At 35.9% G+C, this 15,966-nt stretch carries 8 protein-coding genes; all 8 read left to right on the top strand.

Annotated elements, in window-relative coordinates:
- The first annotated feature begins 209 nt into the window (after positions 1-209).
- The 8 genes from Q1A60_RS16620 (at position 210) to Q1A60_RS16585 (ending at position 15,593) form a co-directional block, all read left to right on the top strand.
- Positions 210-8,441 carry a BspA family leucine-rich repeat surface protein gene (locus Q1A60_RS16620; protein ID WP_300008017.1) on the top strand — a complete coding sequence of 2,744 codons (8,232 nt, stop codon included), beginning with the start codon at positions 210-212 and terminating at the stop codon, positions 8,439-8,441.
- Positions 8,442-8,443: 2 nt separating this feature from the next.
- On the top strand, positions 8,444-9,355 hold the full coding sequence (locus Q1A60_RS16615) for a PorP/SprF family type IX secretion system membrane protein (protein WP_299767632.1): 912 nt from the start codon (positions 8,444-8,446) through the stop codon (positions 9,353-9,355).
- Positions 9,356-9,728: 373 nt separating this feature from the next.
- Positions 9,729-10,658 (top strand): MerR family transcriptional regulator, encoded by a 930-nt coding sequence (locus Q1A60_RS16610; protein ID WP_299767633.1) that lies wholly within the window; start codon positions 9,729-9,731, stop codon positions 10,656-10,658.
- Positions 10,651-12,108, top strand: coding sequence for an oleate hydratase (locus Q1A60_RS16605; RefSeq protein ID WP_299767634.1), 1,458 nt, complete (start codon positions 10,651-10,653; stop codon positions 12,106-12,108). The genes Q1A60_RS16610 and Q1A60_RS16605 overlap by 8 nt, the downstream gene beginning before the upstream one ends.
- A 5-nt stretch (positions 12,109-12,113) precedes the next feature.
- The gene (locus Q1A60_RS16600; protein WP_299767635.1) at positions 12,114-12,953 is read left to right on the top strand and encodes a phytoene/squalene synthase family protein; all 840 of its coding nucleotides are present in this window, start codon (positions 12,114-12,116) and stop codon (positions 12,951-12,953) included.
- An 8-nt stretch (positions 12,954-12,961) separates the two neighbouring features.
- Positions 12,962-13,432 (top strand): sterol desaturase family protein, encoded by a 471-nt coding sequence (locus tag Q1A60_RS16595; protein ID WP_089372695.1) that lies wholly within the window; start codon positions 12,962-12,964, stop codon positions 13,430-13,432.
- Between the two features lie 67 nt (positions 13,433-13,499).
- Positions 13,500-14,492, top strand: a complete 993-nt coding sequence (locus Q1A60_RS16590) for an NAD-dependent epimerase/dehydratase family protein (protein ID WP_299767636.1) — start codon at positions 13,500-13,502, stop codon at positions 14,490-14,492.
- An 87-nt stretch (positions 14,493-14,579) separates the two neighbouring features.
- Complete coding sequence (locus Q1A60_RS16585; RefSeq protein WP_299767637.1) at positions 14,580-15,593, top strand: glycosyltransferase family 2 protein; 1,014 nt, start codon at positions 14,580-14,582, stop codon at positions 15,591-15,593.
- The last annotated feature ends 373 nt before the right edge of the window (positions 15,594-15,966 follow it).

Below are 15,966 nucleotides of genomic sequence, written 5' to 3'. Positions count from 1 at the left end.
AATGAAATTTACCTAAAAATAATTGATACTTTCATATGAGATTCTTTAGTCATGCCTATTTATAAAAATCGATTTTAAATATGACCTGATGGTAATAGAACTTCATTAATAATACATCTTTTTTATGCAACGCAATCAGAAAAAAGTTAGTGTATATAGTTCACTTGTATAAGTATCAAAATGTATGTTTTATGATAGTATTGCCTAGAATGAAGTTTTTACTTCTCATAACTATATTTCTTTGTACCTGTATAAATTCCTATGGTCAGGACTTTACATCCGTTTGGAACACTAACTTATCTACTCCCAACAATCAAATAACCATACCCACAAACCCAGGATTCATCTATGACTATACAGTAGATTGGGGAGATAGTAATACCGACACGGGAGTAACTGGCAATATAACACACACCTACGCTACGCCTGGGAATTACACTATTCGTATTAGCGGAAATTTTCCTGCTATTTATTTTAATAATACTGGTGATAGGGATAAAATTATTGAGATTACTTCTTGGGGAAACATCCAATGGCAGTCTATGGAGAATGCTTTTTACGGGTGTAGAAATTTGAATTTTGACGCCATTTCACCACCAGATTTAAGCCAAGTCACTAGCTTAAAGAATATGTTTAGAAGGGCAAATATTTTCAATGGAATTTTGAATTCGTGGAATGTAAGCGGCATCACAGATATTTCTGGAATGTTTCAAGATTGCGATACTTTTAATAGGCCATTGGATGGATGGAATACTGGGAATATTACTGACATGTCTGATACTTTCAACGGAGCTAATAATTTTAATGAACCATTAGATAATTGGAATACAGGCTCCGTTACCACTATGGCGAGAATGTTTATATCTGCTAATGATTTCAATCAGAATATTAATGGTTGGAATACATCGCAAGTTACAGATATGAGTGATATGTTTAGCGCATCAGATATGGCATTCCCTTTAAACAATTGGGATGTACTTCAAGTAACCACGATGGCTAGGATGTTTAGATCTACTCCCTTTAATCAACCCCTTGATCAATGGGAAGTGGATAATGTGACTGATATGTTTGAGATGTTTAGAGATACTCCTTTCAATCAAAATATAAATAACTGGCAAGTAGGCAATGTTTTGAATATGGGCGGAATGTTTGAACGTAATTATGCGTTCAACCAACCTTTAAACAATTGGAATGTGAGTAACGTCACAGATATGTCAAATATGTTTGCTGGGATTAATTCTGCAATTACCACTTTTAACCAACCCCTGGATTTGTGGGTTACCTCTAATGTGACTAATATGCGTGAGATGTTTGAATCTTCGCGGTTTAATCAACCTATTGAAGGTTGGGATGTAACTAATGTTACTAGTATGTCAGGTATGTTTCGCAGAGCTCCAGATTTTAATCAACCTTTAAATGGCTGGACGCTAAATTCTTTGACTGATACAAGTGGCATGTTTTTTAATGCTACAAGTTTTAATCAATTACTCAATAATTGGAATGTAAGCAATGTAAACAGCATGAACTCAATGTTTACTGGTGCCTCTTTATTTAATCAACCTATTGATTTATGGGTAACAACTAGCGTAAGTGACATGCGTTCTATGTTCTCAAATGCAACTGCCTTTGATCAAAACTTGGGTGTTTGGGATATTTCAAATGTCACACTAATGGCCAATATGCTAGATGATTCTGGGCTTTCAGAAACAAACTACAACAATACTTTAATAGGATGGGAAGCGCAAACCGTTAATGACAATGTAATTCTTGGAGCTGCCAATCTATTATACTGTGATGGGCGTTTTGCTAGAGAAAATTTAATTACGAATAGTAACTGGACTATAAATGATGATATTGTAAACTGTAGCTTTGTTTTTTGTACTGACATCATTACCCCTGTTGATGGCGATATAAATGTTCCTGGTAATTTTGATTTAGTTTGGGAAGCAACACCTAATGCTACAGGTTATAGGGTCACGGTTACCAAAGATACAGGAGGTGTAGTTACTACCATTTTAGACAATTTTGATGTAGGCAATGTTACCTCTTGGGACTTTGTAGTAGATTTTGTTGCTGGTGATATTGTGACGGCACAAGTAGTTCCATTTAATGCTGAGGGTCCTGCTGAAAATTGTGTAATTGAAACCTATACTATTATTGATTCTTGGGTGAATAGTCCAGCAGCTTTTAAACTAACGTACAATACTACTTTAACAAATGGTGATAGTACTCCTGCCAATCAATTGAAAATTTCTAGAAATAATGGCTTCACTTATAATTATTCTATAGACTGGGGAGATAATCAATTTGATAATAATGTATCAGGAGATATAACGCATACCTATGATACACCTGGAACTTATACTATTTCTATTATTGGAGATTACCCAGCGCATTACTTTAGCTTTTCAAACACAGATTATTTCAAACTCTTGACTATTGATCAGTGGGGAACCCAACAATGGCAAAGTATGGACCAAGCATTTCTTAACTGTCAAAACATGACATATAATGCTACGGATGTTCCTGATTTATCTCAAGTAGAAAATATGAGAAGTATGTTTTTTGGTTGTTTTTTATTTGATACAGATATTAATAATTGGGATGTTAGTAATGTGACAAATATGTCGAATACGTTTGCTGCGGCATTTGTATTTAATAGTCCTCTAGACACTTGGGATGTAAGTAATGTAACTACCATGGGAGGCATGTTTCTTGTGGCACGAGCATTCAATCAGCCTATAGACAACTGGGATGTAAGCAATGTAACAAACATGTTTAGAATGTTTGATGCTAATGGGTCAGCATCGGCTTTTAACCAACCATTAAATAACTGGGACGTATCAAATGTTCAAGACATGGGTTGGATGTTTCGATTTACAGAAAATTTCAACCAACCATTAGATATGTGGGATGTATCAAATGTAATATCTATGGAAAGAATGTTTGATAGTGCTGAAGCATTCAACGGTAATATTTCAAATTGGAATGTGAGTAATGTAACCACTATGGCCTCCATGTTCTCTAATGCAGATGTATTTAACCAAAATTTAAATACTTGGAATGTGGAAAACGTTGTTAATATGGATTCTATGTTTAGTAATACTAACGTTTTCAATCAACCATTGAATGATTGGGACACCCTATCTTGTATTACCATGGGATCTATGTTTTCAGGGTCTATTGCATTTAACCAACCATTAAATAATTGGCAAGTAGAGACGGTTACCAATATGTCATTTATGTTTAATGGCACCAGTGTATTTGATCAAGATATAAGCAACTGGAATGTATCTCAAGTTACTACAATGAGAGGTATGTTTAGAAGTGCTGTACTTTTTGACCAAGCGCTCGCCCCTTGGGATGTAAATTCTGTGGTAAACATGGAGTCTATGTTTGAAAATGCACAAGTATTTAATCAGCCTATTGGTAGTTGGGATGTTAGTGCAGTTGCAACTATGGCTTCTATGTTTAAAAATGCACAGCTATTTGATCAACCTTTAACAACCTGGGACACGAGTTCGGTAACCAGTATGAGTTCTATGTTTGAAAACGCACAGGTGTTTAATCAAAATATTAATGATTGGGATGTTGTTAATGTTACCTTTTTTACTTCCATGTTTGAAAGTGCTCAACAATTTAACACACCATTGGATGCTTGGGAAACCAATGAAGCACAAAATATGGCTGCCATGTTCAAAGAAGCTGCTGTATTTAACCAAAATATAAATACGTGGAATACCTCTTTTGTAACCACTATGGATGCTATGTTTCAAGACGCAACAATGTACGACCAACCTATGGAGAACTGGAACACCGCTTCAGTAACCACTATGAGTCGTATGTTTAGTGGGGCTTCTTTATTTAATCAAAATATAGATCCTTGGAATACAAGAGATGTTACCACTATGGAAGAAATGTTTGAGGATGCGATAGCTTTTGACGCTCCTTTAAATAATTGGCGCGTGGAAGGAGTTGTTAATATGGACAGTATGTTTCAAAATGCTTCTTCTTTTAATCAACCATTAAATGACTGGGATTTAGGGCAAGTTTCAATGAATAGCATGTTTAATGGAGCCACAGCATATGATCAAGTTTTAGGAGACTGGAATATGTCTCAAGTAACCAATTTGAGTAATATGCTAGATAATTCAGGAATGTCTAGGGATAGTTATGACACCACATTAATAGATTGGTCACAACAACAATTACCACCTGGTTTAACACTAGGAGCACTTAACGTTCCATATTGTGATGCTTTTGAAGAACGCGCTTCTATAATTTTAGATTTTGGATGGAATATAGTAGGTGACATACTTGACTGCCCTCTTCCGGCATGTACCACATTAATTTCACCATTAAATGGAGACATAGATGTCCCAGTAAATACAAATATTACGTGGGAGCCAGCTCAGTTTGCTAGAGGATACACGCTTACAGTAACTTCAGTACCTGCAAATCCAAACAATGTAACTAACATTGATATCATTAATGATACTACCTATAATTTTGCAAATGATTTTGCGGGTGGCGAGGTAGTAAGTGTAACTATTGTTCCTTATAATGACGAAGGAAATGCAATGGGATGTGGTTTAGAAACATTTACAATTATTTCAGACCCTAATCCAACTATTCCAGATTGTACATCACTTTCCAATCCATTAAATGGAGCCGTAGATGTTGTAGTAAATACAGACCTATCATGGGATCCTATAAGTAATGCAGATAGTTATATTATTTCAGTAGGAACAACTCCTGGGGGTGTCGATATTTTAGACAGTGTAAATGTAGGAAATGTTACGACCTATGATTTAATAAATGACTTGCCTGAAAACACCCTTATTTATGTAACTATAATACCTACAAATGATGTTGGTGATGCTTTAGGATGCGCTGAAGAAAGCTTTACAACAGAGTTTATCCCTGTACCACCGGGATGTACAAATCTTTCGCTACCCATAGATGGTGCTATTGATGTAGATATTACAACGAACCTAATCTGGGATGCTGTCGCTGATGCAACTGGTTATTTGCTAACAGTAGGAACTACACCAGGAGGTAATGAAATTTTAAATGAGGTAGATGTGAATAACACTACAACATTTGATTTTGTAACAGACTTGGACGAAGATGAGACATATTACGTTATTATAACACCTTATAATAATGTTGGTGATGCAACAGGTTGTATAATAGAGTCATTTACAACAGAAACCATTGAACTTTTTCCAGACTGTACTTCTTTAACAGATCCACTCGATGGTAGTATCAATGTTTTGGTGGGAACAGATTTGAGTTGGGAAGCTTCGTCCATGGCAATGGGTTATTTATTGAGTGTGGGTACCACTTCTGGTGGAACGGATATTCTCAACAACCAAGATGTAGGAAATGTTACTACTTTTGATTTACCCGCTGATTTACCAGAGTTTACAGAAATTTTTGTCACCATAATCCCTTATAATGATAGTGGAAATGCAGAAGGATGTTCTGAAGAGTCATTTACCACACAATTATTTATTCCTGACTGTGTCACACTTACCGATCCATTAAATGGAGCGACGGGAGTATTAGTAGGCACCGATCTTTCTTGGACTACAGCTTCGACAGCCGCTGGATATCTATTGAATGTAGGGACAACTTCTGGAGGAACTGACATTATAAATAACCAAGACGTAGGGAATGTTACTACGTTTGATCTTCCTGCAGATTTACCTGAACTAACAGAAGTATTTGTTACTATTATACCTTATAACGATACTGGAAATGCAACAGGATGTACCGAAGAATCGTTTACTACGGAATTACTAGTTCCTGAATGCGTTACTCTTACTGATCCGTTGAATGGTGCTATAGATGTACTTGTAGGAACTGATCTTTCGTGGAACACCTCTGCTACAGCAGATGGATATATCCTTAACGTAGGAACCACAACTGGAGGAACCGATATTATAAATAATCAAGACGTAGGCAATGTTACTACATTTGACCTTCCTACAGATTTACCTGAATTTACAGAAATCTTCGTGACCATCGTTCCATACAATGCTACTGGAAATGCAACAGTATGTACCGAAGAATCATTTACTACACAACTTTTTGTTCCTGATTGTGTCACACTTACCGATCCACTAAATGGAGCAACGGGAGTATTAATCGGCACCAATCTATCTTGGACAACAGCTCCGACAGCCGCTGGATATCTATTGAATGTAGGAACTACTTCTGGAGGTACTGATATTATAAATAATCAAGACGTAGGTAACGTTACTACGTTTGACCTTCCTGCAGATTTGCCTGAGTTTACAGAAATCTTCGTAACCATCATTCCATACAATGCAACGGGCAACGCAATGGGATGTACTGAAGAGTCGTTTACAACACAACTTTTTGTTCCTGATTGTGTCTCCCTCACAGATCCGATGAATGGTGCTATAGATGTACTCGTGGGAACTGATCTTTCTTGGAATGCCTCTACTACAGCAGATGGATATACCCTTAACGTAGGAACCACAACTGGAGGAACTGATATTCTCAACAACCAAGATGTAGGCAATGTCACTACTTTTGATTTACCCGCTGATTTACCTGAATTTACAGAAATCTTCGTGACCATTATTCCATACAATGCTACTGGAAATGCAACAGGATGTGTAGAAGAATCATTTACTACAGAACTTTTTGTTCCTGATTGTGTCACACTCACAGATCCACTAAATGGAGCAACGGGAGTACTAATCGGCACAGATCTTTCTTGGACAACAGCTTCCACAGCAGCTGGATATCTATTGAATGTAGGTACTACTTCTGGAGGTACTGATATTATAAATAATCAAGACGTAAGCAATGTTACTACGTTTGATCTTCCTGCAGATTTACCTGAATTTACAGAAATCTTTGTAACCATAATTCCATACAATGCTACTGGAAATGCTACTGGATGCATCGAAGAATCATTTACCACACAACTTTTTGTTCCTGATTGTGTTACCCTTACAGATCCGATGAATGGTGCTATAGATGTACTTGTAGGAACTAATCTTTCTTGGAATGCTTCCGCTACAGCAGATGGATATATCCTTAATGTAGGAACCACAACTGGAGGAACGGATATTCTCAACAACCAAGATGTAGGCAATGTCACTACTTTTGATTTACCCACTGATTTACCTGAGTTTACAGAAATCTTCGTGACCATCATTCCATACAATGCTACTGGAAATGCAACAGCATGTACCGAAGAATCATTTACTACAGAACTTTTTGTTCCTGATTGTGTCACACTCACAGATCCACTAAATGGAGCAACGGGAGTACTAATTGGCACCAATCTATCTTGGACAACAGCCTCTACAGCAGAGGGGTATCTATTGAATGTAGGAACTACTTCTGGAGGTACTGATATTGTAAATAACCTAGATGTTGGAAATATTACTACCTATGATGTACCAACAGATCTACCGGATCAATCAGATATTTTTGTTACTATCATCCCGTATAATGCTACTGGAAATGCACAAGATTGTGCTGAAGAGAGTTTTACTACACAAACATTTCCGCCGCCTTGTACGACGATTATTAATCCGTTACAAGATGCTACAGATGTACCTGTAACAACAACGATTAGCTGGGAAGAAGTTACTGAATCTACAGGGTATCTTATTAATATTGGTACAACATCTGGAGGTACGGATATTGCAAATAGTATTGATGTAGGTAACACAACCACCTACGATCCGCCAAATGATCTGCCACAACAAACAGAATTATTTATTACTGTAATAGCATACAATATAGGGGGGAGTGCAGAAGGTTGTACAGAAGTATCTTTTATTACAGAGATACTACCACCACTCTGTACAACACTTCTTGCACCATCAAATGAAAGCTTGAATGTTCCTGTAAATACAGAAATCTCATGGAATCCTATTTCAGATGCTGATGGCTATTTTATTACCATAGGAACATTTTCTGGAGGCGATGATATTATTGCAACAACAGATGTAGGCAATGTAACTGAAATAGCTCTTGCTGAAGAATTACCCGATAATTCAACAATTTATGTTATTATACATCCATATAATCTAGGTGGTATTAATGAATCTTGTCAAGAAGAATCATTTACCACAGAAGACAACACTATTGAAGTCGATAACAGTCAAAAATTTGGTTTCTCTCCTGACGGAGATGGTATCAACGAGTTTTGGGAAATTAAAGGAATTCGGAGGTATCCAGATAATGTCGTTTCTATTTATAACCGTTGGGGAGATCTCGTATTTCAAATAGAAGGATATAACAACGCAGGGAACGCTTTTCGCGGAGACGCTAATAAATCCACAGGGCGTGGTGCAGGAAAATTACCTGAAGGCACCTATTTTTTCACTATTGAAATTCCTGTACCTCATAACCTTAAAACAAAAGGCTACGTAGTCTTAAAACGATAACTATGAGACAGTATCTATTTACTATAGTTGGCTTAGTATTGTATAGTGTGCATGCATTTGCACAACAAACGCCTGTATTTTCTGATTATAATTACAATACCATTATTATAAATCCGGCACATACAGGCCTAAACGAAGAAACAGAAATTGCTTTTACCAATCGCGGACTCGTAGATGCCTTTGATGGTACGCCAAAATACCTTTCGCTTTCGGCAAGTATTCCTAGAGATTATTCCGGTTTTGGAGGCGGTATTTTACGCGATGAAATTGGTGTAACCACTACGACACATTTTTTTGCTTCGTATGCGTATAAGATTTTCTTGTCACAAGATTCAAACGTACCTCGTTGGCACAATGGGAATCCACATGTCATGTCATTTGGTATCTCTGCTGGTGTGTTACAATATGCAGAAGACTTACTAGACTTAAATATTACAAACGACATCAATTTTGCGCAAAATATCAACACCTCTATTCCAACGATAGGTGCTGGATTTTTATACAACGAGCGTAATTTTTATGTAGGAATTGCTGCACCTAATATCGTAGGCGACCTTCTCTCTTCAGAAAAGAATGTAGAACTAGTAGTTCCTTATTATGCGTATGGGGCTTATAAACTGTATTTTGGAAACCAAGAGGAATTTTTACTAAAACCAAACGCACTTGTCATCGTATCTAATGGTGCACCTACGCAAGTAGATATGAATGTATTTCTAAATTATAAAAGCAAACTAGAAGCAGGTATTGGGTATCGTACCAACTCGCTTGTGAATATGCTTGTGGGGTGTTACATCTTTAGTAATGTACGTTTAAACTACACCTATAATATTGCTTTAAACAATTCCCCGTTGGGAAGTTCGCAAGGGTTTTCGTTAAGCTATCGTGCTGGAAGTGGATACGGGGGAAGACGCTAGTTTTTTTAGGTATTTGCTCCTGCCTGCCAGCGAGGCAGATTAACGAAATATCATACCGAGCTTGTCGAAGTAGTATATACACAGATAAATTGTACGATACTCCACCAAGCAAAATAAATTTCCTATAATTCTAAAACCAATTTGCATTAAACAACTTCAACAAATCATTGTGTACCAAAAAAAGGAATATAAACACGCCTTTACCACAATCTAAATACCTTATAACAAACAATATACATTTTAATTTATAACTAATTTTATACGCTTTCGCGAAAGCGTACACAGCTTTAATTTCAGTTTTGTTTAAATTTTAACTATCTTTTGTTAAACAAAAGAAACTTATTGTTTAAATTTGATATGTTAAAAATTGCTTATGGATAATGTAGTAAAGACAAAATTTAGCATTAAAGACTTAGAGAGTCTTAGTGGTATCAAAGCGCATACAATACGTATTTGGGAAAAAAGATATAATCTTTTACAACCTGAACGTACGACTACCAATATAAGAACCTATGCGTTAAGTGACCTACAAAAGTTACTTAATGTCGTATTTCTTACTGAAAATAGATACAAAATTTCTAAAATAGCGCAATACTCTTCGACAGAAATTGCGGCTATTGTAGCTCAAATTGTATCAGAAAAGAGTATTGGCAATCAAAACCATGCAATCAATTCATTTAAGATTGCTATGATGAATTTTGATCAAAATCTCTTTTATAAAACCTATAATACGCTTCTTGAAGTAAAGACGTTTGAGGAGATTTTTTATGAATCTTTTCTCCCGCTATTACACGAAATAGGATTATTGTGGCAAACTGATACTATCAATCCTTCTCATGAGCACTTTATTTTTAATTTGATAAAGCAAAAAATTCTTATCAATATTGAAAAGAAGCAGCGTGAAATAATACCGCGTAATGATAGAACATTTGCATTATATCTTCCAGAAAATGAAATTCACGAGTTGGGACTTTTATTTCTTAATTATGAGATTGTATCTCATGGATATAAAGTAATTTACTTAGGTCAAAGTATTATGCTAGAAAACCTTAAGTACTTATCTATAAATCATCCTAACTTATCATTTGTCACCTATTTTACGGTACAACCGGTTAAAGAAGAAATCCCTCAATACTTTAAAGATTTTAATACGTTATTTGGAAGACAAAATTTACATCTATATGTATTAGGAAATATGACCAATGTTATTGATGAAAGTACGGTTCCTCAGAATATTCGTGTTATGATGAGTATTCGAGAATTTGTAAATCTTATTAATAAATCTGTTCCAAAGTATGTCTAAACACATTGCCATCATAGGTTCTGGATTTTCATCTCTTGCCGCAGCATGCTATCTCGCTAAAGAAGGCAACAACGTAGAGATATTTGAAAAAAACAGCACATTAGGAGGTAGAGCGCGTCAATATAAAAGAGACGGATTTACGTTTGACATGGGACCGAGTTGGTACTGGATGCCAGATATTTTTGAGAAATTCTTTAAAGATTTTGGCAAAGATGTATCTGATTTTTATGATTTAGAAAAATTAAATCCTGCCTACCAAGTATGGTTCCAGGATGAAATTGTAACCATAGGTGATACCCTAGACAAAATAGCTGTAGAATTTGAACGCATAGAACCCGGAAGTTCACCAGCACTGAAAAAATTCATACAGAAGGCAGGTGTTAATTATGATATTGCGATTAATGATGTAGTAAATAAACCTGGGATTTCTCCTTTTGAATTAGTGACTCCTGAAACCGCTGTGCGTGTGAATCAATTTTTCAGAACTATCAGTGATGATGTCCGAAAAGCATTCAAGAATGAAAAGCTTGTTTCTATATTAGAATTTCCCGTATTATTTCTAGGAGCAAAACCAAATAAAACGCCTGCATTTTATCGTTTTATGAATTATGCAGACTTTGGATTAGGTACTTGGCATCCTAAAGGAGGCATGCATATGGTGATTAAAGGAATGATTGATCTCGCAAAATCACTAGGGGTAACCTTACATACAGACAGTCCCGCTACAAAAATAAATGTAGAAAATGGAAACATACAAGGTCTTGAAATAAATGGCACATTTCACAAAGTAGATATCGTAGTCTCTGGAGCAGATTACCATCATTCTGAAACATTGCTTTCTGAAAAAGACAGACAATATTCTGAAGCTTATTGGGATAAAAAGACATTTGCCCCTTCTTCGTTATTGTTTTATGTTGGCTTTGATACCAAATTTGATAAAGTAGCACATCACAACCTGTTTTTTGACACTGACTTTGATGAGCATGCTCGTACCATTTATGATGATCTTGCGTGGCCTAAAGAACCGCTTTTTTATGCCAATTTCCCTTCAAGAAATGATGAAACCATGGCACCTGAAGGAAAAGAAAATGGTTTCTTTCTAATACCCATTGCCCCTGGGGTAGAAGATACTGAAGCGTTACGGAATCAATATTTTGATATCATCATGGAACGCTTAGAGCGACTTTCTGGACAGGATTTTAAAAATCATATCTTATTTAAAGAATCATTTTGTGTAAATGATTTTGTCAAAGAATACAACTCATATAAAGGAAATGCATATGGCATGGCAAATACATTGTCGCAGACTGCATTTCTAAGACCTAAACTTAAAAGCAAAAAGGTTAAGAATTTGTACTTTACAGGGCAGCTCACTGTACCCGGACCTGGAGTGCCTCCTGCTTTAATATCAGGAAAGCTCACTGCACAATTAATAGCCAAAAACAACTAAGAATCATGAAATCACTATTTGACATCGTATCCAGAAAGTGTGCAATGACTGTAACTAAGTCATACAGTACTTCTTTTTCAAGTGCTACAAAAATGTTATCTCCTATCATTAGACAAGACATATATAATATTTATGGCTTTGTTCGTTTTGCCGATGAAATTGTAGATTCTTTTCACGACTATGACAAAGCAATACTCTTCAAAAGATTTGAACAGGATTTAGAACATGCTCTTGTAGATAAAATAAGTTTAAACCCTATTTTGAATGCATTTCAAGAAACGGTACATAAATATAAAATAGAAAAGCACTTGATCGATGCTTTTATGAAAAGTATGCGATTAGACCTTACCAAGTCTGACTACCTTACGGATGAAGAATATAAAGAGTACATCTATGGGTCTGCAGATGTTGTGGGACTTATGTGTCTTACGGTTTTTGTAAAAGGGGATAAAGAGCGATACGATGCGCTCAAACAAAGTGCAATGAGTTTAGGTTCTGCTTTTCAGAAAGTAAATTTTTTACGAGATTTGAAAGCTGATTTTGAAGGATTGAGTAGAACATATTTTCCTAACACAAATCTTCAAGAACTTGATGAAGAATCAAAACAACGTATCATCAAAGAGATAGAAGGAGATTTTGAAAAAGGATTAGCTGGGATACACCAACTTCCTATTGAGGCTAAATTTGGTGTATATGCGGCATATAGATATTATAAAAAATTGCTCACTAAATTAAAAAGAGTTCCTTCTTCAGAAATTAAAAACAGTAGAATACGCGTCCCCGACCATGTAAAAGTGAGTCTGTTAGCACGTAGCTATGTAAAATATCGTTTAAATCTTATTTAAGTTATACAATGCAAACCTTTCTTTGGATTTCAATTTTTTTAATTACTTTTTGTATCATGGAATTTATGGCTTGGTTCACCCATAAATATGTAATGCATGGTTTTATGTGGTCAGTACATAAAGATCATCATCATAAAAAACATGATTCTTGGTGGGAACGTAATGACCTATTTTTTATCTTCTATGCACTTATTAGTATTGGTTGTTTCTTATTATGGCGTTATGAAGGCTTTTGGGCTGGATTACCTATTGGTTTAGGAATATTTGCTTATGGTGTTGCCTACTTTATGGTACACGATATCTTCATTCACCAGCGCTTTAAATTATTTAGAAATGCGGATGGCTGGTATGGAAAAGCTTTAAGACGTGCACACAAAATGCACCATAAACATTTAGGAAAACACGACGGAGAATCTTTTGGGATGCTATTCCCTCCTATCAAATACTTTAAGCAAGCAAAAGCTCAGGTTAAAAAATAAGTACCTATTTCTTTATAGTCCTACCTATAGATTTCCTAAGCCTATTCCTTATTCGTAAGTTTGTGATATGCAAAACACTTCTTTAGTTACTGGAGGCGCAGGTTTTATAGGTTCTCATGTAGTTAATCACCTTATACAAGCAAATCATAAAGTGATTGTCTTAGATGATCTCTCAGGAGGATTTAAAGAAAATGTACATCCCAAAGCTATTTTTAAAGAAGGTACCATCACAGATACACATCTTGTAAATGCCCTTTTTGAGGAATACAACTTTGATTATGTTTATCATTTAGCTGCTTATGCTGCCGAGGGTTTAAGTCATTTTATTCGGAAGTTTAATTATCAGAACAATCTCATTGGGAGTATTAATCTCATCAATGCTGCTGTAAATCACAACATCAAGTGTTTTGTCTTCACTTCTTCTATTGCTGTATATGGCGATCAGGAATTACCGTTAAAAGAACAGCAAAAACCACAACCAGAAGATCCATACGGTATTGCCAAATATGCCGTCGAGCTAGATTTAGAAAATGCTCAGAAACTATTCGGTTTAAACTATATCATTTTTAGACCCCATAATGTATATGGACCTCATCAAAACATCGGAGATAAATATCGAAATGTGGTTGGTATTTTTATGAATCAGATACTAAAAAATGAATCGTTAACCGTTTTTGGAGATGGTAATCAAAGTCGTGCTTTTACTTATATAGATGATGTTGCTCCGTATATTGCTAAGGCTTCCGCTTTCGCGAAAGCGTATAATCAAACCTTCAATATCGGAAGTGATATTCCTACTACCGTCAATGAATTGGCACAAGAAATTGCTACGGCAATGAACACAGAAGTGCACATAGACCATCTTGAACAACGAGAAGAAGTCGTTCATGCGTATTCAGATCACTCCAAATTTAAAGCGGTATTTAATCCATCACCAGAAATCTCATTACAAGAAGGTATTCAAAAAATGGTAGATTGGGTCAAAACACATGGCGCAAGAGAAAGCAGTACATTTGAAAACATAGAGATTACTAAAAATCTACCTAAGTCATGGTTATAGCGTGGAAATTCTCTCTTTTATCTTGAGTATTTCTTATGACTATATTAGAAGCTTTAGTTACTTTCGCGAAAGCGATTATAACAACCTATGAATTCACAACCCCTCGTTTCTATTATCATGGCTGTAAAAGATACGGCTCCGTATTTACATGCCTGTATCGATTCCATCATAGCGCAAACCTATCAAAACTGGGAACTCATTGCTGTAAATGATCATAGTACCGATGCTACGCCTGAGATTTTGGACGCTTTCGCGAAAGCAGATTCAAGAATACGTGTATTTCATAGTGATACGCCTAAACTCATCCCAACCTTACAATACGGATATCGAGAAGTCAAAGGCACAATCATCAATCGCATGGACTCTGACGATAAAATGCCAGATTATAAAATTCAAGTGCTGGTAGACGAATGGCATAAATACGGAAAAGGTCATGTCATTGCTGGAGGCACAGAACATTTTGTAGACGAAGGCGAAGTAGGCGATGGCTTTTTACGCTACGAACGTTGGCTGAATGAAGTCGCAAAAACAAGCACGCATTACCAACAAATTTATAAGGAATGTGTGATTCCTTCACATTGTTGGCTTATCCATAAAGAAGATTTTGATGCGGTAGGTGCTTTTGATCCCATTGTATATCCAGAAGATTATGATCTCTGTTTTAGGATGTATCGTCATGGTTTAAAAGTTATAGGAATAGCTATTATTTTACATCACTGGAGAGATCGTTCTAATCGTATTTCCAGAACGTGGGAGGAATATAAAGACAATCGCTATTTTGAGTTAAAAATGCGCTTCTTCTATGAGATCGATCGTGATTACAGTAGACCTTTGGTACTTTGGGGAGCAGGTCGTAATGGAAAAGATATGGCAAAGATCTTACAGTCTTATAAAGATACTTTTCATTGGGTTTCTAATAATCAAAAACAGATAGGCAAAGATATTTATGATGTACGCATGCAATCTTTTGATGCCATTCCTACCATAGAAAATCCACAGATTCTCATTGTTGTTTCTTCTCCAGATGGGAAGAAAGAAATTTTAGAACACCTCCAAAAATGGACTAAAAAACCCGTGGAAGATTACTGGTTTTTTGCATAGTCATTTCGATCACCCTCCCTTCCGTCTGTATCTCGTTACCTCGATACAGCCACCTTCTGGCTACAAGGGAAGGAGCTTTTTAGAACATACAATAGAGTGTTACTCTATTTCTAATAGGTAATTTCGATACTATTTTCGCGAAAAGCGAAAATCACTCAATCACCTCACATAATCTATGTAATTCCCTCGAAGGAGGGAATCTTATTCTTCGTACCTTATATACCCTTTTTAAAACTCATCAACTCATCAACTCATCAACTCATCAACTCATCAACTCATCAACTCATCAACTCATCAACTCATCAACTCATCAACTCATCAACTCATCAACTCATCAACTCATCAACTCATCAACTCATCAACTCATCAACTC

This window comes from uncultured Dokdonia sp. (assembly GCF_947492535.1).
Taxonomy (GTDB): domain Bacteria; phylum Bacteroidota; class Bacteroidia; order Flavobacteriales; family Flavobacteriaceae; genus Dokdonia.
Note: the sequence above shows the minus strand (reverse complement) of the source record. Positions and strands in the feature narration are given on the sequence as shown.

Bases quoted from the DNA above. Each gene is read 5' to 3' on its own strand.
- Q1A60_RS16585 (WP_299767637.1), top strand. From the start codon at position 14,580: ATGAATTCACAACCCCTCGTTTCTATTATCATGGCTGTAAAAGATACG.
- Q1A60_RS16600 (WP_299767635.1), top strand. From the start codon at position 12,114: ATGAAATCACTATTTGACATCGTATCCAGAAAGTGTGCAATGACTGTA.
- Q1A60_RS16615 (WP_299767632.1), top strand. From the start codon at position 8,444: ATGAGACAGTATCTATTTACTATAGTTGGCTTAGTATTGTATAGTGTG.
- Q1A60_RS16590 (WP_299767636.1), top strand. From the start codon at position 13,500: ATGCAAAACACTTCTTTAGTTACTGGAGGCGCAGGTTTTATAGGTTCT.
- Q1A60_RS16605 (WP_299767634.1), top strand. From the start codon at position 10,651: ATGTCTAAACACATTGCCATCATAGGTTCTGGATTTTCATCTCTTGCC.
- Q1A60_RS16610 (WP_299767633.1), top strand. From the start codon at position 9,729: ATGGATAATGTAGTAAAGACAAAATTTAGCATTAAAGACTTAGAGAGT.
- Q1A60_RS16620 (WP_300008017.1), top strand. From the start codon at position 210: ATGAAGTTTTTACTTCTCATAACTATATTTCTTTGTACCTGTATAAAT.
- Q1A60_RS16595 (WP_089372695.1), top strand. From the start codon at position 12,962: ATGCAAACCTTTCTTTGGATTTCAATTTTTTTAATTACTTTTTGTATC.